We start from the raw sequence: 20,795 nt of genomic DNA, 5'->3' as shown, positions 1-20,795 counted from the left end.
GCGGACACTGCGATCCGATCAAGATCCAGTGAACGCCGGTACGCACGGCGGCCCGGTACGGCGATACTTGGCGGCGACCCGATGACCTGGGGGAGGTCGAGTGACACACCCGCCGCAGAGCAGTACGGCGCCGCCGACGGCGGGCCCCGTCATGCCCACGATCCCGGCCCAGCCGGGCGGGCAGGCCCTCGTGCCGCCCGGCCGGCCGCCCGCCGCACCGTCCACGCGCCGCTCCGCCTTCGCCGAGGGCGTCGACCGGGCGCGGGCCGCCGCGACCACCGAGCCGGGGCGGCTGCGGATCATCGGAGCCGTACTGGCCATCCTGGTCGTCGCGTTCGGCGCGGTCACCGCCTGGCAGACCAGCGAACGCGCGGCGGCTGCCGACGACGTGCTGCACCGCAGCCAGCCGCTCAGCTCGGGCGCCGCGGACATCTACCGTTCGCTGGCGGACGCCAACACGGCCGCTTCCAGCGCGTTCCTGGCCGGCGGGCAGGAGACGGCCGCCTCCCGCAACCGGTACGAGAAGGACATCCGCACCGCCGCCGCAGGGCTCGTCACGGCCGCCGCCAACGCCGAGTCCGGTTCCGCCTCCGAGGAGACGGTCGCCAGGCTCAACACGCTGCTGCCCGAGTACAAGGGCCTGATCGAGAGGGCCCGGACCTACAACCGGCAGGGGTATCCGGTCGGCGGGGCGTATCTGCGGTACGCCAACGAGAAGATGCAGAAGGAGATGCTCCCGGCGGCCGAGGATCTCTACACCAAGGAGAACCAGCGGCTGCGCGCCGACTACGCGGACGCGACTCCCTACCCGTGGGCGGCGATCGCGCTCGGCGTGCTCGCCCTGGCCGCGCTCGGCTGGGCCCAGCACCGCACCTACCGGCGCACCAACCGCGTCCTGAACCACGGCCTGGTCGCCGCCACCGCCGCCACCACCGTGGTGCTGCTGTGGCTGGTCGTCGGGCACTCGGTGGCGCGGTCGGGGCTCGACGAGTCCTACGACCACGGCATCCGCTCGCTGAACGTCCTGCACGAGGCCCGGATCGCCTCGCTGAAGGCGCGCGGCAGCGAGAACCTGAGCCTGGTGGCGCGCGGCGCCGAGACCGTCACGGTCGACGGGCAGACGTACGACGCGTACTACTACGACTTCGACCAGGACATGTCCGTGCTCGGCAAGGGGCTGGGCGAGGCCCGCAGGCTCGCCGACGACCGGGCGGGCACGACGCCGGTCGAGGCGGCCGAGGGCAACATGACGGTGTGGAAGCAGCGCCACGGCGCCGCCCGGGCCGAGGACGAGAACGGCAACTTCCAGCAGGCGCTGGACAAGGTGATCGGGGCGAAGGACTCGACCGGCGCGTGCTTCGACGGCGTCGACAGCAACCTCGCCAAGGCCATCGACCACGAGCAGTACGAGTTCCGGCAGTCCGCCGGTGACGGCCGGGACGCGCTGAGCGGGCTGGCCGTCGGTGCCGCCGTCCTCGCCGTCCTCGGCGCGGCGGGCGCGCTGGCCGGCATAGGCCGCAGGCTTTCGGAGTACCGGTGACAGGGGGCAAGGCGATGTACGCAGCACGTGCCCGGTCCGCCCAGCGGGGGTGGGGCGGGGTCGGCGCCATGGCGGTCCTGTGCGCCCTGGCGCTCGCCTTCGTCCTGCTGCTGCCGCGCACCCAGGCCGCGCACCGGGGCACCGGCACGGCCGGCGGGGGCGTGGCCGAGGGCAGCCAGGTGCGCGCCGGCAGCTGCACGGACGCGAACGCGCAGGAGCAGACGCTGTCCCCGTCCGGCGCGGACGGCCCGACGATCGACGCCATCAAGTCCCGTACGGGCGCCAAGCGCAAGCTGATCGTCGGCGTCGACCAGAACAGCTACCGCTGGGGCTACCGCAACCCGAACACCGAGGGCGCGGAGCTGGAGGGCTTCGACATCGACCTCGTCCACAAGATCGCCGCGGACATCCTCGGGGATCCGGACGCGGTCCAGTTCAAGGCGATTCCGACGAGCCAGCGCATTCCGGCGATCCAGGACGGCCGGGTCGACATGGTCGTCCGGACGATGACGATCACCTGTGACCGGCTGCAGCAGGTGGCGTTCTCCGCGCCCTACTTCAAGACCGGGCAGCAGGTCCTCGCGCCCAAGTCGTCGTCGATCACCGGCTACAACAGCTCGCTCGCGCACAAGAGGATCTGCACGGCGGCCGGTTCGACCGCGTACACCAAGCTGGACGCCGACAGGAAGCTGGGCCGGCTGCCCGCCTCGGCCGACATCTCCGCGACGGTTCCCAACCAGCTCGACTGCCTGGTGCGGCTGCAGCTCGGCGAGGCCGACGCGGTCGTCACCGACGGCGCGCTCGCCGCGAGCCAGGCCGCCCAGGACCCGACCGTCGAGCTGAAGGGCGAGGCCTTCACCACCGAGTACTACGGCGTGGCGATGAAGAAGGACGCCACCGATCTGGTACGCCGGGTCAATCGCATCCTGGTGGACTACCGCGGTGGCGGCTGGCAGACGTCGTACGACAAGTGGCTGGCGGCGACGCTGGGGGCGGACTCGGCGGCGTCCAAGCCGCCCGCGCCGCAGTATCTGCGCACCAGCTGACCTTCCCACCAGGCCGACACACAGCAAGCGAGAGGTGATCGATGGGCGTCACGGACCCCGCCGCCGGGCCGGTGATGGACCGGGACGAGGTGGACCGTGCGCTGGCGCGGCTCGGCGCCGAGCACGAGGCGATCGAGACCTCGCTGTTCGCCCTGCAGGACCACGCGGGCCGCAGGCTCCTCGAAGGGGCCCGGCTGACCGGCGTCACCCAGCAGCGCTGGTCGGCGACCGAGGCGTCGATCACGTTGCTGTGGTCGTACTTCGACGCCTACACGGCCGCGCTGCGCACCGCCCGGGAGATCCGCGCCCGGCGCCGCTGGTCCAGCCGCGAGGACCTGGCGGAGCTGACCGAGCTGCTGCGCGGCGAGTCCGTCACCGTGCCCGGCGCGGACAGACTCAGCGAGCGTTTCACGCTGTCCACCCTGGTGGACCGGATGAACGAGCTGTACGCGACGAGCCTGGACGTGGTGGTCACCGCCGACGCCGTCTGGTCGGCGCTGCCCGCCCGGATCGATTTACTCTCCGCGGAACTCCAGCGCACCCGGTCGCTGGCGCACTCCGTCGGCGTACGCCCGGGCGAGCACCCCTCCGGCGACGACCTGGAGCGCATCACCCGGACGCTGACCAGGCTGCGGGAGGACGTCGTCTGCGATCCGCTCGCCTTCTGGGTGCCCGCCGAGGGCAGTTCGGCGCCCGGCGGCGGCCGGCCGGACACCACGGTGTACGACCGTGAGGCGCGTGCCCTGGAGGAGGTGCGGCGCGAGATCGACGCCGTGCTGACCGTCCGGCAGGACGCCGAGGCGCGGCTGATCCGGCTGCGGGACGTGCTCTCCCGCGCGGACCGGACCCTCGCCGAGGCGCGTGCCGCGCGCGGTGAGGTGCTGGCGAAGATCGCCGCGACCGAGGTGCCGGTGGTCAGCGGGCCGCCGACCGTGCTCCAGGAGCAGCTGGCGACGGCGGCCGAGTACCGCCGCCAGGCGCAGTGGCATCTGCTCTCCCCGCTCCTCGAGGCCCTGGAGGAGAAGGCGGAGGACGAACTGCTGCGCGCCCGTGAGTCGTTGACGGCGGTCACCGCGCCGCTCGCGGTCCGCGCCGAGTTGCGCGGCCGGCTCGACGCCTACAAGGCGAAGGTGGCCCGGCACGGACTCGCCGAGGACCCGCTGCTGGTGGAGCGGTACGACGTGGCGCGGCGCATGCTGTGGAGCGCCCCGTGCGACCTGCGTGTCGCCGAACAGGCCGTCCTGCGCTACCAGCAGGCGGCGGCCGAGTCGCTCGGCACACCGAGGGTCCCCGGACAGGGCGGATCTCATCAGGACCGTAGGAGTGAGTCGTCATGAGTCAGGCACAGCACCCGTGCCAGCGGCCGGGCTGCGGCGGGGCGTACGAGGACGTGGGCGGCGGTGAACTGTACTGCGACACCTGTGGTCTGGCCCCGGTCGTCTCGGCGACGGGGATGGTCGGCTCGCCGCCCACCGGACTGACCCGGGGCTCGGCACAGAGCGGCGGCTCGCACGCCAGCTCGCGCGGCAGTGCCCGCACCTCGTCGCAGTCGTCGAAGTCGCGGCGCTCGGTGTCGGGCCGGCTGTCCCGCTCGCTGTCCGGGAAGTCCACCGGCCGCTCGGTGTCGGTGCGCAGCTCCGGCTCCTCCTCGGGCTCCTCGTCCCGGGGGCGGCTGGGTGCCGGCCTGGTCCTGGTGCCGCAGGTGCCGCGGCCCGATCCGCGCGCGATGGTGCTGGAGAACCCGGAGGTGCCCGAGCGCAAGCGGTTCTGCTCGCGCTCGGACTGCGGTGCGCCGGTGGGGCGTTCGCGCGGGGAGCGGCCCGGGCGTACGGAGGGCTTCTGCACCAAGTGCGGGCACCCGTACTCGTTCGTGCCCAAGCTGAGGGCCGGGGACGTGGTGCACGGCCAGTACGAGGTCGCGGGCTGTCTCGCGCACGGCGGGCTCGGCTGGATCTACCTCGCCGTGGACCGGGCCGTCTCCGACCGCTGGGTGGTGCTCAAGGGCCTGCTGGACACCGGCGACCAGGACGCGATGGCCGCCGCGATCTCCGAGCGGCGCTTCCTCGCGGAGATCGAGCACGCCAACATCGTGCGGATCTACAACTTCGTGGAGCACCTCGACCAGCGCACCGGCTCCCTCGACGGCTACATCGTCATGGAGTACGTCGGCGGCAAGTCGCTGAAGGAGATCGCCAACACCCGCCGCACCCCGGACGGCCGGCGCGACCCGCTGCCGGTGGAGCAGGCCTGCGCCTACGGCATCGAGGCGCTGGAGGCGCTCGGCCATCTGCACAGCCGCAACCTGCTGTACTGCGACTTCAAGGTCGACAACGCCATCCAGAGCGAGGACCAGCTCAAGCTGATCGACATGGGCGCGGTGCGCCGGATGGACGACGACGAGTCGGCCATCTACGGCACGGTCGGCTACCAGGCGCCCGAGGTGGCCGAGGTCGGCCCGTCCGTGGCGAGCGACCTGTACACGGTGGCCCGTACCCTCGCCGTGCTCACCTTCGACTTCCAGGGCTACACGAACACGTACGTGGACTCCCTGCCCGACCCGGACACCATCGAGGTCTTCGGCCGCTACGAGTCCTTCTACCGGCTCCTGGTGCGCGCCACCGACCCCGACCCGGCCCGCCGGTTCGCCTCCGCGCAGGAGATGGCCGAGCAGCTGACCGGTGTGCTGCGCGAGGTGGTCGCGCTGCAGACCGGGCAGCCCCGGCCTGCCCTGTCTACCCTGTTCGGGCCCGAGGTCAAGGTCACGGACACGGAGCTGTTCCCCAAGCTGGAGGGGGACGTGTCACGGCTGGGCGCGCGTGCGGTACGCAAGGCCGGCGGCACCGGGCCGCTGCCCGCGCCGCCCCCGGCGGCCCTCGTCCGGCCGGTCGTCACCCCGGCCGCGGCGCTCGCGCTGCCGGTCCCGCTGGTCGACCCGGGCGACACCAACGCCGGTTTCCTGGCGGGTCTTTCGGCTTCCGCGCCGGCCGAGCTGATCGCCGCGCTGGAGGCGGCGCCCGCGCAGACCGTGGAGACACGGCTGCGGCAGGTCCGCGCCCGGCTGGAGAGCGGCGATCAGCAGGCCGCGCTGATGTCCCTGGCCAAGCTGGAGGACGAACGCCCCGACGACTGGCGGGTGGTGTGGTACCGGGGTGTGGCGGCCCTGGTCACCGGCGACTTCGAGGGTGCCGCACTCGCGTTCGACGCGATCTACGACGCCTTCCCCGGCGAGGCGGCGCCGAAGCTGGCGCTGGGCCTGTGCGCGGAGGTGCTGGGCCAGTTGGACAACGCCGCCGACTACTACCAGCTGGTGTGGGCGACCGACCCGAGCTATGTGAGCGCCGCGTTCGGTCTGGCCCGGGTGCAGCTCGCGGCCGGGGACCGGCGCAGTGCCGTGACGACGCTGGAGTCGGTGCCGGAGTCCTCCATCCACTACACGGCCGCCCGGGTGGCCGCGGTGCGGGCGCGGCTGCGGCAGCGCACGGCGAGCGCCGGTGACGTGGCGTTCACGGACGACCTGATGGCCGCCGCCCGGCAGGTCGAGGCGCTGGACGCCTACGGTCTGGACCCGGCCCGGCGCGAGCAGTTGTCGGTGGAAGTCCTCGGTTGCGCGCTGGACTGGATACTCTCCGAGGGCCAGGGCGCCGCCGGTGCGCCCGCCGGCGGTCGGGTGCTGCTGGGCAGTGGCCTGGACGAGCGGGGCCTGCGTTTCGGTCTGGAGCGCGCGTACCGCACACTCGCCCGGCTGGCGCCCGGTGGCGTGGAGAGGATCGAACTGGTGGAACGGGCCAACCGTTACCGCCCCCGGACTTGGGTGTAGTTGATGTCGCAGATGCCCCAGCAGGCCGCACTGTCCGAGTGCCCGAGCTGTGCGGAGCCGGTCGAGTCGGGTGACCTGTTCTGCGGCGCGTGCGGATACGACCTCTCGGTGGTGTCCGCTGCGCCGCCGGACCATCCGACGCTCACCCTGTCCGGCCCGGCCGCCGCCGGGGACAGGGTGCGCCTCGACCAGGTGCCGCAGCAGCCCGAGCCCGAGGAGTATCCGCTGCAGGCGCCGGACCCGTTGCAGGCACCGGACCCGCGGCAGGTGCCCGACCCGCGTCTGGCGGACCCCGTCGCCGCCCCCGCCGAGGCTGCGCGGATGTGCGTGGCCTGCCGGGCGGGCCGGGTGGACGACGACGGCTACTGCGAGAACTGCGGGCACGCCCAGCCCCGCGAACGCGACCACGTGGAGCGGGAGTCGGGACCGGTCGCCGCCGTCAGCGACCGCGGCCTGCGCCACCACCGCAACGAGGACGCCTTCTCCGTCGGCCACACCACGCTGCCCGACGGCACTCCGGCGGCCCTCGCGATCGTCTGCGACGGCGTGTCCTCGGCGCACCGGCCGGACGAGGCGTCAACCGCGGCGTCCCGCGCGGCGGGTGACATTCTGCTGACCGCCCTGCCGCGCGGCACCCACCCGCAGCAGGCGATGCACGAGGCGATCGTCGCGGCCTCACAGGCCGTCAACGCGCTCGCTGAGGAGCCCGCTTCGGCCCGCGAGCACAGTCCGCACACCAACGCCCCGGCCTGCACCATCGTCGGCGCGGTGGTCACCGCCGGGCTGCTGGTGGTCGGCTGGGTCGGTGACAGCCGCGCCTACTGGGTGCCCACGGACCGCTCCGCGCCCCCGGCCCGGCTCACCGAGGACGACTCCTGGGCCGCGCAGATGGTCGCCGCCGGACTGATGAGCGAGGCCGAGGCCTACGCCGACGAGCGCGCCCACGCGATCACCGGCTGGCTCGGCGCGGACGCCTACGAACTGGAGCCGCACACCGCTTCCTTCAAGCCGGACCGGCCTGGTGTCGTGGTGGTGTGCACCGACGGACTGTGGAACTACGCGGAGACGGCCGAGGAGATGTCCGAGGTCGTGCCCGCCGACGCGGCCACGCGCCCGCTGCACAGCGCCCGCGTCCTGGTCGGGCACGCGCTGGACGGCGGGGGCCACGACAACGTAACAGTGGCCGTCCTGCCGTTCCCGGCGCCGTCCCAGGGGGCAGGATCGGCCTGAGAGGCCGGCACGGCGGGGGAGCCTCACAGGACCGGAGGGGACCGGTCCGCATACAGTCATCACCCACGGTTTCTGTGGGCTGTAAGGGGGATCAGAGTCAGCATGGCCAATTTCTCCAAGTCGAACGTGCCCGCGTTCTCGATGGACGTGTACCAGAACGAGTACCTGCCGGAGGGCGGTCGCGAGGTCAGCGCGATCGTCACGGTCACGGCCACCGGCGGGGGCACACTCGGCAGTACGGCCGGAGCGCCCGGCTACGCGGCCGGGCGCAGCCCGTCCGCGGCGGTGGCGATCATGGTCGACTGTTCGGGCTCGATGGACTACCCGCCGGTCAAGATGCGCAACGCCCGTGACGCCACGGCCGCCGCGATCGACACGCTGCGCGACGGCGTTCACTTCGCGGTGATCGGCGGCACGCACGTGGCCACGGAGGTGTACCCGGGAGGCGGCCGGCTGGCCGTCGCCGACGCCACCACCCGCCGGCAGGCCAAGGACGCGCTGCGCAGGCTCAGCGCCGGCGGGGGCACGGCCATCGGCACCTGGCTGCGGCTCGCCGACCGGCTGCTGTCCTCGGTGGACGTCACCATCCGGCACGGCATCCTGCTCACCGACGGCCGCAACGAGCACGAGTCCCCGGCGGACCTGCGCGCGGCGCTCGACGCGTGCGCGGGACGGTTCACCTGTGACGCCCGCGGTGTGGGCACCGACTGGGAAGTGAAAGAAGTCACAGGGATCGCCTCGGCCCTGCTCGGCAGCGCCGACATCGTCGCCGACCCGGCCGGCCTGGCCGCCGACTTCACCCGCATGATGGAGACGGCCATGGGCAAGGAGGTCGCGGACGTCGCCCTGCGGGTGTGGACCCCGGTCGGCACGACGATCAAGTTTGTCAAGCAAGTGGCGCCGACGGTCGAGGAACTGACCGACCGCCGCACCGAGGCCGGCCCGCGCGCCGGGGACTACCCCACCGGCTCCTGGGGGGACGAGTCCCGGGACTACCACCTGTGTGTCGAGGTGCCGACGGCCGGTCTGGGCCAGGAGATGCTGGCCGCCCGGGTCTCGCTGGTGGTGCCGCAACCGGACGGCTCGGTCCGGAACTTGGGCGCCCAGGGTCTCGTACGGGCGGTGTGGACCGACGACATGGCGGCCTCGACCGCGATCAACCCCCAGGTCGCTCACTACACCGGGCAGGCCGAACTGGCGCAAGCCATTCGACAGGGGCTCGACCTGCGCAAAGCGGGCGATTTCGACGGGGCAACGGCCAAACTGGGGCGCGCCGTTCAGCTCGCGAGCGCCTCGGGGAACGCGGATACTGCGAAACTGCTTGCGAAGGTGGTGGACGTGGTCGACGCCGCGACAGGTACTGTGCGGTTGAAGACGAAGGTCGCCGAGGCCGACGAGATGACTCTCGACACCCGGTCCACAAAGACTGTTCGTGTAAAGAAGTGACCCAGTAGGACGCGAGAAGGACATCCGGGAAGGACATCCGGAGAAGGGGAAACGCCGACATGCCGACCTGCCCGAACGGACACCAGTCGGGTTCCGACGACTGGTGCGAGGTCTGCGGTCACCGCATGGCCGGTGCCGTACCTCCGCCCCCTCCGCCGCCGCCTCCGGCCGGCGGCGGCTACGGCTTCCCGCCGCCGCAGGGCGCACGCCCGCCGGCCGGTGCCCCGGCGCCCGAGCCGGAGCTGTGCCCGCAGTGCCGTACGCCCCGCGAGGGCGGCGCGCCCTTCTGCGAGGAGTGCCGGTGGAACTTCCTGACGAACACGGCCACCTCCTACACCCCGGCCGCGCCGCGCCCGCCGCAGCCCCGCTTCCAGCCGCCGAGCGCGACCTACGGCGGCGGTGACGGGTACGAGTACCAGGGCTCGCGGCCCTCGCAGGTGAACCGGCCCGCCGAGCCGATCCCGTCCTTCGGCAGCGAGCCCTCGGGCCCGACGCCGTTCGCGGGCGAGCGCCGCCCGTCCGGCCCGCCGCCCACCTCGCCCGGCGTGCCCGGTCCGTCGGGCCCGTCCGGCCCGTCCGACCCGCCCGGCCCCCCCGCTTTCGGCGCCCGGCCGCCCGCCGGTCCGCCCTCGGGTCCGCCCTCGGGTCCGCCCTCGGGTCCGCCCTCGGGTCCGCCGTCCGGCTTCCCCGGCGCGCCCGGCGTGCCCGGACCGCGCGGACCGGCCCACCCCAATGGCCCCGCCGGCCCCAACGGCCCCGGCGGCCCCTCCGGCTTCGGTGGGGACCCCTCCCGGCCGGTCCCGCCGCCGCCCGGCCCGACTCCGCCGCCCGGCCCGACTCCGCCGCCCCCCGGACCCGGCGGCACCTCCGGCGGCGCCCCGCAGGCGTTCCAGCCGTCCGGACCGCCCGCGTTCCCGCAGGAGACCGGCCGCCCGCCGGCCGGCGGCCCGTCCTTCGGCGGCGGTGACGACGACTGGGTGCTCTCCCCGCCGTCGTCCGCCGGCCCCGGCGGCCCCGGCGGCCCCGGCGCGCCCGGCGGTGGTTACGGCTACCCGCCGGCCGGTGGCACACAGGCCCCGCGCAACCCCGGCTTCCCGGCGGCACCGCAGCCACCGCAGCCGGCCACCTGGACGGCGACCATCGCCCCGGACCGCGACTACTTCATGGCGATGATGCAGCGTTCGGGCCCCGAGGCCGCGGGCCTGAACCTGCCCGCGTACTCGCCGGAGCAGCAGCGCACGCTCAGCGGGAACCAGGTCACCATCGGCCGCCGCCGGCACTCCACGGGCGACACCCCCGACATCGACCTGTCGGTGCCGCCGGAGGACCCGGGCGTCTCGCACCAGCACGCGGTGCTGGTGCAGCAGCCGGACGGCAACTGGGCGGTCGTCGACCAGAACTCGACGAACGGCACCACGGTCAACGGCTCGGAGGAACCGATCCAGCCGTTCGTGCCGGTACCGCTCCAGGACGGCGACCGGGTGCACGTGGGCGCCTGGACGACGATCACCATCCGCCGGGGCTGACCAGGCCGGGACACGGCCGAGGGCGGTCACGGCAGGGGCCAGGCGTACGGCCCCGCGGGATCGTCCAGCCACGCCCACGCGCGCTCGGCGCTGACCGTGACGCCGTAGCGCTCGCGGTCCGGCCTGCCCTCGCCCTCCCACAGCGCGAGGGCCTCGCACGGTCCGAGGGCGCCCCGGACCAGGCCCAGCAGGAAGCGGAACGGCTCCTGCCCGCGCGCCCGGCGGGGCAACCGGCCCGGGAGCACCCCGTCGGGGTTCGCCGTCCGGCCCGTTCCGCGCAGCGGGACGAAGTGGGCGGGCTGGTCGAGGAACCGGCCCTCCGCGTGCCCGGCGTCCCGGACGGTGAGGGCGACCAGGCCGGTGGCGAGCGGAGTCAGCACGCGCGCGCCGGGGCGGCACTGGGCGAGCCAGGCGCGCGGCACCGTGGGCAGCTCGCAGGTCGCGATGATCCGGTCGAACGGGGCGCGACGGGGCACCCCGCGCGCCCCGTCGCCGGTGACGACGAGCGGGTGGTGTCCGGCCTCGGCCAGGTGCCGGCGGGCCGACTCCGTGATCTCCGGGTCCAGGTCGACCGTGGTGACCAGGCCGTCGTCGCCGAGGCGGTGGCAGAGCAGGGCCGCGTTGTAGCCGGTACCGGCGCCCACCTCCAGCACCCGGTGCCCGTCCCCGACCCGCAGCTCGACCAGCATCCGCGCCATCAGCGACGGCCGGCTGCTGGAGGACAGCAGTTCACCGTCGCGCATCCGGGTGGCCAGCGGGACGTCGGCGTAGGCGCCGCGCACCCAGCGCTCACGGTCCTCCCGGTCCGGACTCTCGCCCCAGCGGCGCTCGTGACCGCCCCCCGCACCGGCTGCCCATGCGTAGTAGTACGGCACGAACACATGCCGGGGCACCGCCGCGAACGCCTCCCGCCAAACCCCGTCCGCGGCCCACACCCCTGCGGCGTCGATCTCCCGCACCAACCGGGCCCGCGCCTCGGTGGCAAGACGGTCGATCCAGGTGTCATACGTGCCCATATGCACACATTAGGGGCGCTCAGATGCCTTCGGTCCCCGGCCTGGAGTCCTAGGTCACCGCGTCTGAGACCATGGACGGGTGAGAGAGATTCGGCGCGGCACGCTTCAGGAGCAGACCTTCTACGAGCAGGTCGGCGGGGAAGAGACCTTCCGCCGGCTCGTCCACCGTTTCTACGAGGGCGTCGCCGAGGACCCGTTCCTGCGGCCGATGTACCCGGAGGAGGACCTGGGCCCGGCCGAGGAACGGCTGGTGCTGTTCCTCATGCAGTACTGGGGCGGACCCACGACGTACAGCGAGCGCCGCGGCCACCCGCGGCTGCGTATGCGGCACGCCCCGTTCACCGTGGACAAGGCCGCGCACGACGCGTGGCTGCGGCACATGCGAGTGGCCGTCGAGGAACTCGGACTGTCCGAGGAGCACGAGCACACGCTGTGGAACTACCTGACGTATGCCGCCGCTTCGATGGTGAACACCCCCGAGTGAGCCGAGGCCGCCGAGTCGCGTCCTCGTGACGCACATGCGCTGAACATCGGATTCCGGTCGCCTGTCGCCGGAATCCGGTCACGATCCGATATAGACCGGTCGACAACCGCTTACCGGCGGACCGTCTCCTCTGCCAGCATCACCCGGAAGTGGGGAAGTCCGGGGGGCCGGGACTCCGGCGAGTCCGGGGATTCCGGGGATTCCGGGGAGTCCGGAAGTACCGGATGGACACGGGGGCCGAGTGACGGGGTTCGTGGTCTTACGCGCGCGGGCGCACCGCCCGCTGCTCGCTGCCGCCCTGCTCACGGTCCTGCTCACCGCCGTGGTGCTGGCGACGCTCACGGCGTACTCGGGCGCGCTCGGTGACGCGGCGCTGCGCCATGTGCTGCGGGACTCGCGCAACGCGGCCGACACCACGCTGGTCGTCAAGGCGGACGTGCCGCCGGGAGAGCGCGCCGCCGCCGACAGAGCCGTACACGAGGGCAGCCGTAGGGCGTTCGACGGCCTGCCGGTGACCGTGCGGACCCTGCGCCGCTCGGGCCCCTACGCGCTGCCCCGCTCGCTGCAGCCGCCGGCTGCCCGCCCCCGTGCTGTCGGCTCCGCTCGGCCAGGGGCGACCCCGACGGGCGACCCCGACCTCACCTACTTCGCCGCACTGGACCCCACACAGATACGGCCCGCCGTCGGCCGGCTGCCGAGCCGCGTCGCCTCCGGCGAGGTCGAGGTGGCGCTCCCGCAGGCCGCCGCCCGGCAGCTGGGGCTCGGACCCGGTGACCGGCTCACCCTCGCCGACCGCCTGGACGGCCCGCCCGTGCGCGTACGGATCACCGGCCTGTACCGCCCCGCCTCCGTCTCGGCACCGTACTGGCGGCTCGACGACCTGCTCGGCCGCGGGGTGAAGAAGTCCGGCTTCACGACGTACGGCCCGCTGCTCGCCGACCCGTCCGTCCTCGCCGGCGGCCGGGTGAGCGCCGGGTCCGTGGCCTGGCTCGCCTCGGCCGACTTCGGGACGCTGACGACCGGACGGACCGGCGAACTCCGCCGGGCCGCGCGGAAGGCCGGACCGGCGCTGCGCGCGCACGCGGCCCTGAGCGGTACGACGGAGGCGACCACCTCGCTCCCCGACGTCCTGGACCGGGTCGACCGCGCGCTGCTCGTCTCCCGTGCCACGCTCCTGATCGTCGCACTGCAGCTCGTGCTGCTGGCCGGGTACGCGCTGCTGCTGGTGGCCCGGCTGCTCGGCGCCGAACGCGCGGGCGAGACCCGGCTGTTGCGGGCGCGGGGCGCCTCTCGCGCCCGGATCGCGGCCCTCGCCGCGGCCGAGGCCGTCCTTCTCGCCCTCCCCGCCGCCGTGTGCGCCCCGCTGCTGTCCGGCCCACTCACCGCTCTGCTGGCCGGACACGGCCCGCTCGGCCGGCTCGGCCTCCGCCTGGACACCCCCGTCGCGGCCCGCCCCATGGTCTGGCTCGTGGCGGCCGCGGTGGCCCTGGGCTGCGCCCTCGCGGTGACGGCACCGGCGGTGGCGAGCGCCGACGAGGGACGGCGGGGCCGGGGCGGCAGCGGCCGACGACCGGGACCGGCCCGGGGCTTCGGCCCGTTCCGGGCCCTGCGCGCCCTGCGGCTGCCCGCACGCCGCTCCGCCACCACCCGGCGCGCCCGTACCGCCGGCCGCCCCGCACCCGTCCGCGCCGGAGCCGACGTCGGACTGCTGGTGATCGCCGGGGTCGCCTACTGGCAGCTGGGACGGCAGAAGTCGGGCGGAGTGGCCGCCGACCGGTCGGGGGCGCTCGGAGTCGATCCGCTGCTGGTGGCCGCGCCCGCGCTGGCACTGCTCGCCGGGACCGTGCTGACGCTGCGGCTGCTGCCGCCTGTGGCCCGGCTCGCCGAGCGCTGGGCGGCGGCCGGGCGGGGGCTGCCGGTGGCACTGGCCGGCTGGCAGTTCAGCCGCCGCACCGCGCGGAGCGCGGGCCCGGTGCTGCTGCTCGTGCTCGCCGTCGCGCTCGGCATGCTCGCGATCGGGCAGTCCGCCTCCTGGGACCGCTCGCAGGACGACCAGGCCGACTTCCGCGCCGGAGTGCCGGTGCGGGTGCTGGCCGCCGGGGACGGCGGGCTCGGCCGCACCGACGAGTTCGCGGCGCTCCCGCACGTGCGCGCCGCCGCCCCCGCCGTACGCACCGCGCAACCCCTGTCCGGCGACCGCACCGCGACCGTGCTGGCCCTGGACACCGCGCGCGCGGCGGACGGGGTGCTGATGCGCCCGGACCTGGCGGACGTCCCGGTACGGCCGCTGCTGTCCGGGCTGGCCGCCGAGGGCGCCCCCGCCGGTGCCCGGGTGCCCGCGGGCACGGCACGGCTGCGGCTGACGGCGGGCCTGCACAGCTCCACCGGGCCCGGGACCACCGCCGACGTGACGGCCACGCTGACGGACCGCTACGAGGTGCCGTACGACGTCCCTCTCGGGCTGCTGCCCGCCGACGGCCACACGCACGCCCTCGACGCTGCCCTGCCCTCCCCCGGCTCTTCCTCCCTCGGCCCGCTCACCCTCACCGGGCTCCGGCTGGACATGCCCCAGCCGGCCCAGCGCACCGAACGACACCGGCTCGTCGTCGGCGATCTGACGGCCGCCTCCGCCGACGGAACACGGCACCGGGTCGCGCTCCCGGCCGACTGGAGCACCGCCGTGCACGCGGGCGGCGCCGCCGTCCCGAACGCGGCCGCCAGTCCCACCCGCCCCCGGATCACCGCGCACCGGCCACTGACGGTCACCTACGGCACCGGCTACCTGCCGGACGCGAACGTCTGGACGGTCGCCTCCGTCACCGTCCAGCTCACGGCGACACAGCCCGCGCCGCCCCAGGTGGCGGCCGTCGCGACCGACCGCTTCCTGGCCTCGGCGGGCGCCCGCACCGGGCAGCGGATGGACCTGACGATCGGCGGCCAGAACCTGCCGGTGCGGATCGTCCGCTCGGTGCGGGCACTGCCCGCGACCGCCGACCCGGCCGATCCCGGCGCCGCCGACGGCGGTGCCATCCTGGTCGATCTGCGCGCCGTGAACCGGGTGTTGCAGGCGCGGTACGGGGCGGGGGTCACGCCCACCGAGTGGTGGCTGCGCACCGCGCCGGGCGCCGCGGCAGGGGTGGCCGCGGCGCTGCGGGCGCTGCCGGACGTGGACCCGGGGCAGGTCGTGGTCCGCGACGAGATCGCCGCCGGGCTGCGCGACGACCCCTTCGGCGCCGGTCCCGAGGCCGCGTTCACGGCGGCAGCGGTGGCGGCGGCGGCGCTCGCCGCGGTCGGCTTCGCCGTGGGCACCGCCGGATCGCTTCGGGCGCGTGACAGCGAGTTCGCCATCCTGCGCGCGCTCGGCGTCCCGCGCCGCCGGCTGGCCCGGACGGTCGCCGCCGAACAAGGCGTGCTGGTGGGGCTGGCCCTGGCGGTGGGCGTCGGCCTGGGCACCGTGCTGGCCCGCGCCGTGCTCCCGCTGATCGTGCTGACCGCCGAGGCCGAACGCCCCGTACCGGACCTCCTGGTCCGACTCCCCGCCGGACAGGTCGCCCTGCTGCTCGCCGCGGTCTCCGCGACCCCACTGGCCGTCACGGCCCTGCTGTCCGTACGCCGCGCGGACCCGGCACGGGCACTGCGGGAACAGGGAGGTGAGTGAGGTGGACCGCCGTCCGACGTCCCCCGAACCCGGGTCCTCGTCCACCGAACCCGGGTCCTCGTCCGCCGACCCCGGGTCCTCGTCCACCGGGCCGCGGTCCTCGTCCACCGAGGCCGGGCCCGGGGCGGTCGTGGCCGGGCGGGTGTCCGCCGTCGTCGCACCCTGGGTGCGGACCCGGTTGCGGGCCGCGCCCGGGGCCGCCGTCGCGCTGGCGCTGCTGGTCGCGCTGACCGCCGCGCTCGCGGGGGCCTTCCCGCGCGCGGTCGACCGGTACGAGGACGCCGGGCTGCGGCGCGCCCTGCAGCAGGCCCGCCCCGACCGCACCACCGTGCGGGTGACGGCGCCCCAGCCCGACTACGCCCTGCCGGCGGACCAGCGGGCCGCGGCCCTGCGTCCCGGCGTGCTGGAACGGCAGTACGGCCAGGTGCTCGATCTGGCCGGCGGTGCGCTGTCGGTGGACCGCGGCCAGTCGTCGTACGGCGTCGGCACCACCATCAGCCTGGCCGTGCCCGACGCGTGGCTGCCGCGCCCGAGCGGCCTGCCCGCCAAGGTCCAGCTGGTCGCGCAGAACGGCCTGGCCGCCCACGCCCGCGTCCGCGCGGGCCGGCTGCCGCGCGCCCCGGGCACGGTCGACGCCTCGAGCGCGCGGGTGGAGGCCGCCGTGAGCGCCGACACCGCCGAGCGCCTGCACATCAGGGTGGGTTCGGTCATCCACGTGCCCGCCGTCGCCCGCCCCCCGATCGCCGTCCGCGTCACCGGCATCCTCACCCCCCGCGACCCGGCCGACGCCTACTGGTCGGCCGTTCCCCTGCTGCGCACCCCGACGCTGGTGTCCGTGCCCACGCTGGGCCCGGACCCGGTGCGGTACTGGCTCGGCGCGCTCCTGCTCCCGCCGGACGCCGCCCCCGTCCTGCTGGGCACGGGCGGCAACCCGGGCCGCTACTGGTTCCTCGCCCCGGACCTGGACGGCCTGCGCGCGCACGACCTGGACCGCCTGGACTCGACCCTCGCCGCACTGGAGTCCGGCCCCGGCCTGCGGCGCGCCCGCAACGCCGTCGACCCCGGCGTCGGCGTCGAGAGCGACCTGGACGACGCCCTCGCCTCCTTCACCCGGCTGCGGTCCGGCATCTCCCCGCTGGTCGCCGTGGCCGCCGCCGGCACCGCGACGGTGCTCGGCGTGGTCCTGCTCATGGCCGCCGGGCTCGCCGCGGACCGGCGCCGGACCGAACTCGCGCTGCTGCGCGCCCGGGGTGCCTCCCTGCCCGGTCTCGCCGGGCGGCTGCTGGCCGAGACCGCCGTGGTGGCGGTGCCTGCGGGTGCGCTGGGCCTGGCCGTCGCACTGTTCGCGGTTCCCGCCGGCCGCACCCGGTACGCCGTCGCCGCCGCCGTGGCCGTCACCGTCACCGCCTGCGGCGCCCTGCCGCTGCGCGCCGCGCTCGCCCACCGCCCGGTCCGGGTGACGGCACCACGCGAGGACGTGGCGGCCCGACGGCCCTCGCGGCGCCGCACGGTCGCCGAGCTGACCCTGCTGGTGCTGGCGGCGGGCGCGGTGGCGGCGCTGCGCAGGCAGGGCACCTCGGGGGGCCGGCTGGTGGCTGTGGCACCGGTGTTGTGCGGGATCGTCGCGGCCCTGGTGCTGCTCCGGCTCTACCCGCTGCTGCTGCGCCGGGTGGCCCGTCCGGCCGGGCGGCTGCGCGGGGCGGTGGGCCAGCTGTCACTGGCCCGCGCGGCCCGTACCTCCGTCTCCGCGGTGCTGCCGCTGCTGGCCCTGCTGACCGCGCTGACCACGGCCGCGTTCGGCGGCTCGGTGCTGGCGGGCGTGGCCGAGGCCCGGGACCGGGCGGCCCTGCTCACCGTCGGTGCCGACGCCCGCGCGGACTCCGACGGGCCGCTTCCGGCCGCCGTCGTGGGCCGGGTGCGGGCCGTGCCGGGGGTGCGGGCGGTGGCGGCGGTGAGCATCGCCTACGACGCGAAACCGGCGGACGGGCAGGACTCGGTGCCGCTGGTGGGCGTGGACCCGGGCCCGTACGCACGGTTGGCGTCCCGCACCGGCCTGGGCGCCTTCGGCCCGGGCGCGTTGCGCAGCCGCACGGGTCCCACCGGTCCGCTGCCCGCGCTCGCCTCCCCGTCCGTCGCGGCCTCGTACGGCACCAGGCGGCCGTTCCCGGTCCGGCTGGAGGACGGCGGCACGGTCACCGTCCGCATCACGGCCGTCCGTGACCGCACCCCGGCGCTGCCGAGCGCCGACTTCCTGGTCGTGGACCGCGCCGGGCTCTCGGCCGATGCCGCCCGGCCGACAGCACTGCTGCTGACCGGCGGCCGGGCGGACGCGGCCGGGCTGCGCCGCGCGGCGGCCCGTGGGGCCACCGTCCGGGTCCGCGCCGAGGAGCGCGCACGGTACGCCGCCTCGCCCCTGCAGTCCGGCGCCGAGCACGTGTACACCGCGGCGGTGGCGGCGGGCGCCGGTTTCGCGGTGCTCGCCCTGCTGCTGGCCCTGCTGCGCGCGGCGCCCGAACGTGCCGCACTGCTCGCCCGGCTGCGCACGATGGGCCTCACCCGCGCGCAGGGCCGCCGCCTCCTCGTCCTGGAGTCCCTCCCGCAGGCCCTGCTCGCCTCGCTCGGCGGCACGCTGACCGGCTGGGCCGCCGTCCGTCTCCTCTCCCCCGGCATCGATCTGACGGCCATCGCCCTGCCCACGGCCCGGACCCCGGTGACCGAAGCCGAACTGCGCCCCGACATCTGGTCGCTGACGGTACCGGCGGTGACGGTCCTGGTGGTGGCGACGGGGATCGCGGGCGTGCAGGCGTGGTGGACGGGGAGACGGGGGGCGGTACGGGAGCTGAGGGCGGGGGATGTCCGATGAACGCGCACTGGAGGGCCTCATGACCAGCGACCCGTCCCTCACCGGCCCGGGCCTCACCGGCAGCGACGGCCTCACCGGCCGCGATGGCCTCGCCGCCCTCGCCGACAAGGCCGCCGAGTCCCGCAACCGCCCCGCCTACGGCCACGACGCCCTCATCGCCTGCGACCGTCTCGTCCGCGTCTTCTCCACGGACGGCGTCGAGGTCCAGGCGCTCCAGGGCCTGGACCTCCTCGTCCGCGAGGGCGAGCTGATGGCCCTGGTGGGCGCGTCCGGCAGCGGCAAGTCCACGCTGATGAACATCCTCGCCGGTCTGGACACCCCCACCGCGGGAGCGGCCCGCGTGGCCGGGCGGGACCTGCTCACCATGACCGCCACCGACCGGCTGGCCTACCGCCGCGAGGTCGTCGGCTTCGTCTGGCAGCAGACCTCCCGCAACCTGCTGCCGTACCTCACCGCCGCCCAGAACGTCGCGCTGCCCCTCCAGCTGTCCGGCACCCGCATGCGCCGCCGCGCCCGAGCCGAACGCGCCCTGGAGCTGCTGGAGTTGCTGGAGGTCGCCGACTGCCGTGACCGGCGCCCGCACGAGATGTCCGGCGGCCAGCAGCAGCGCGCCGCGATCGCGGTGGCCCTCGCGAACAGTCCCTCGGTGCTGCTCGCCGACGAACCCACCGGCGAACTCGACTCGCACACGGCCGCACAGATCTTCGAGGCGTTCCGTACGGCGAACGACACGCTCGGCACCACCGTCGTCATCGTCACCCACGACCAGGCCGTGGCCGCCGAGGTGCGCCGCACCGTCGCCATCCGCGACGGCCGTACCTCCACCGAGGTACTGCGGCGCAGCGAGGTCGACGCCACCACCGGACACGAGACGGTGGTCGCCCGCGAGTACGCCATGCTCGACCGCGCGGGCCGCCTCCAGCTGCCCGCCGACCACCTCCGGGCCCTCGGGATGCGCGACCGCGTCGCCCTGGAACTGGAGCCGGACCACATCGGGGTGTGGCCGGACGACAGCGAGAAGCGGTAGTCAGCGAGGCGCGGCAGACCCTGGGCAGGGGCCTCTCAGCGGACGCTGACGCCGAGGGCACCCAGCCCGGAAGCGCCGAGACCGGGGCGCCGTACGGCAACCGACCCGTACGGCGTACGCAGGCGCAGCCACGCGCCCGCGGAGTACAGCCCGGTGTCCTCCCGGCCGGCGCCCGGCCGGAGGAAGCCCAGGGACTGGGCCGCGTGCACGGCCCGTACCGGAAGCCCGGTGCCGCCGATCTCCCGGGACCAGATGTCCCGTCCGATCCGGTCCAGTTCCCCGCGGGTACGGCGCTCCGGGGCCAGTTGCTCCGTACGGGAGCGGAACTCGGCGACCGCTGCGGCGACCGCCGCCCGCAGGGTGTCCGGCGCCGGCAGCCCCGGCTCGGGACACCAGCCGGCGCGCGGCGGCAGCACACCGGCCCAGGGCGGCCCGGTGACCGCGGCCGGAACGGCGGCGGTGGCCGCGCGCTCGTCCACGGACTCCAGGAACTCACCGGCGGAGACGGTCACGTCCAGCGCGCTGTCGAGCCCGTTCTCGTACGGCTTCGCCAGCCCGACCGCGCGGACGGCCAGCACCTCGAAGGACGGCGGGCGCCCGAAGACGGCCAGCGCCGTGCCGACCGCCTGGAGGCGCACCGCAGCTCCACGGTCGTAGTGGAGCAGCCGGGAGAGGAAGGCGGCGAGGTCCGCCGCCTCCGTCTCGTCGGCGAGGTGCAGCACGGTCATGCCGCGACGGCCTCCTTCTCGGCCGCGTCCGTGTACCCGTGGAGGAACTCGCGCTCCTCCGCGGTGATGCGACGCGGCCGCTGGGCCTCGAAGTCGAACGGCACGACCACCGTCGAGGCCCGTACGTACACCAGGTCGGCGTCCTTCACCTCGTAGGTGATGGTGAAGGACGCGGCCCTGATCTCGGTGATCCACAGCTCGATGTCCACCGGGGTGTGCCGGTGGACGAGCTGCGCCTTGTAGTCGATCTCGTGGCGGGCCACCACCGACCCCTGGCGGAAGTTCTTGTCCGGGCGGGTCAGGAAATCGATCCGGGCCTCCTCCAGGTAACGGAGGAAGACCACGTTGTTGACATGACCGTAGGCGTCCATGTCCGACCAACGCAGCGGACAGCGGTAGATGTGCCGCAAGACC

14 protein-coding genes are annotated in these 20,795 nt (G+C 75.1%); 11 read left to right on the top strand and 3 right to left on the bottom strand.

The genetic code is table 11. The features are described from left to right. The first annotated feature begins 151 nt into the window (after positions 1-151). The 7 genes from K7G59_RS09305 to K7G59_RS09275 all read left to right on the top strand — a co-directional run bounded on the left by K7G59_RS09305 (position 152) and on the right by K7G59_RS09275 (position 10,605). A complete protein-coding gene (locus K7G59_RS09305) occupies positions 152-1,540 on the top strand; it encodes a hypothetical protein (protein ID WP_225832086.1) in 1,389 nt (462 codons plus the stop codon). Positions 1,541-1,554: 14 nt separating this feature from the next. Beyond that, positions 1,555-2,586 carry a glutamate ABC transporter substrate-binding protein gene (locus tag K7G59_RS09300; protein WP_225832084.1) on the top strand — a complete coding sequence of 344 codons (1,032 nt, stop codon included), beginning with the start codon at positions 1,555-1,557 and terminating at the stop codon, positions 2,584-2,586. Positions 2,587-2,627: 41 nt separating this feature from the next. Beyond that, the gene (locus tag K7G59_RS09295) at positions 2,628-3,923 is read left to right on the top strand and encodes a hypothetical protein (RefSeq protein ID WP_225832082.1); all 1,296 of its coding nucleotides are present in this window, start codon (positions 2,628-2,630) and stop codon (positions 3,921-3,923) included. Then, positions 3,920-6,403 carry a serine/threonine-protein kinase gene (locus K7G59_RS09290; protein WP_225832080.1) on the top strand — a complete coding sequence of 828 codons (2,484 nt, stop codon included), beginning with the start codon at positions 3,920-3,922 and terminating at the stop codon, positions 6,401-6,403. Before K7G59_RS09295 ends, K7G59_RS09290 begins: the two co-directional genes overlap by 4 nt. A gap of 3 nt (positions 6,404-6,406) precedes the next feature. Next, entirely contained in the window at positions 6,407-7,633 is a 1,227-nt protein-coding gene (locus K7G59_RS09285) for a PP2C family serine/threonine-protein phosphatase (protein WP_225832078.1), read from the top strand. A 102-nt stretch (positions 7,634-7,735) separates the two neighbouring features. After that, entirely contained in the window at positions 7,736-9,079 is a 1,344-nt protein-coding gene (locus tag K7G59_RS09280) for a VWA domain-containing protein (RefSeq protein ID WP_225832076.1), read from the top strand. 59 nt (positions 9,080-9,138) lie between these two features. Next, entirely contained in the window at positions 9,139-10,605 is a 1,467-nt protein-coding gene (locus tag K7G59_RS09275; RefSeq protein ID WP_225832074.1) for an FHA domain-containing protein, read from the top strand. Between the two features lie 26 nt (positions 10,606-10,631). On the opposite strand, the gene K7G59_RS09270 is transcribed toward K7G59_RS09275, so the two are convergent. Then, positions 10,632-11,621, bottom strand: coding sequence for a methyltransferase domain-containing protein (locus K7G59_RS09270; RefSeq protein ID WP_225832072.1), 990 nt, complete (start codon positions 11,619-11,621; stop codon positions 10,632-10,634). A 79-nt stretch (positions 11,622-11,700) separates the two neighbouring features. Here K7G59_RS09270 and K7G59_RS09265 point away from each other — a divergent pair, with 79 nt between their 5' ends. From K7G59_RS09265 to K7G59_RS09250, 4 genes are all read left to right on the top strand, one after another. Then, complete coding sequence (locus K7G59_RS09265) at positions 11,701-12,105, top strand: globin (RefSeq protein WP_225832070.1); 405 nt, start codon at positions 11,701-11,703, stop codon at positions 12,103-12,105. A gap of 253 nt (positions 12,106-12,358) precedes the next feature. Next, on the top strand, positions 12,359-15,763 hold the full coding sequence (locus tag K7G59_RS09260) for an ABC transporter permease (protein WP_225832068.1): 3,405 nt from the start codon (positions 12,359-12,361) through the stop codon (positions 15,761-15,763). A 142-nt stretch (positions 15,764-15,905) separates the two neighbouring features. Continuing rightward, positions 15,906-18,626 carry an ABC transporter permease gene (locus K7G59_RS09255; RefSeq protein WP_225832272.1) on the top strand — a complete coding sequence of 907 codons (2,721 nt, stop codon included), beginning with the start codon at positions 15,906-15,908 and terminating at the stop codon, positions 18,624-18,626. Between the two features lie 19 nt (positions 18,627-18,645). Next, positions 18,646-19,653 carry an ABC transporter ATP-binding protein gene (locus K7G59_RS09250; RefSeq protein WP_225832066.1) on the top strand — a complete coding sequence of 336 codons (1,008 nt, stop codon included), beginning with the start codon at positions 18,646-18,648 and terminating at the stop codon, positions 19,651-19,653. 35 nt (positions 19,654-19,688) lie between these two features. On the opposite strand, the gene K7G59_RS09245 is transcribed toward K7G59_RS09250, so the two are convergent. Together K7G59_RS09245 and K7G59_RS09240 are read right to left on the bottom strand one after the other, a co-directional pair. Beyond that, complete coding sequence (locus tag K7G59_RS09245) at positions 19,689-20,381, bottom strand: hypothetical protein (RefSeq protein WP_225832065.1); 693 nt, start codon at positions 20,379-20,381, stop codon at positions 19,689-19,691. Beyond that, positions 20,378-20,791 (bottom strand): thioesterase family protein, encoded by a 414-nt coding sequence (locus K7G59_RS09240; RefSeq protein ID WP_225832063.1) that lies wholly within the window; start codon positions 20,789-20,791, stop codon positions 20,378-20,380. Before K7G59_RS09240 ends, K7G59_RS09245 begins: the two co-directional genes overlap by 4 nt. Positions 20,792-20,795 lie beyond the last annotated feature (4 nt).

This window comes from Streptomyces sp. NK08204, from assembly GCF_020400585.1.
Classification (GTDB): Bacteria; Actinomycetota; Actinomycetes; order Streptomycetales; family Streptomycetaceae; genus Streptomyces.
The sequence above is the reverse complement of the archived record's forward strand: the minus strand, read 5'-3'. Positions and strand labels throughout refer to the sequence as shown.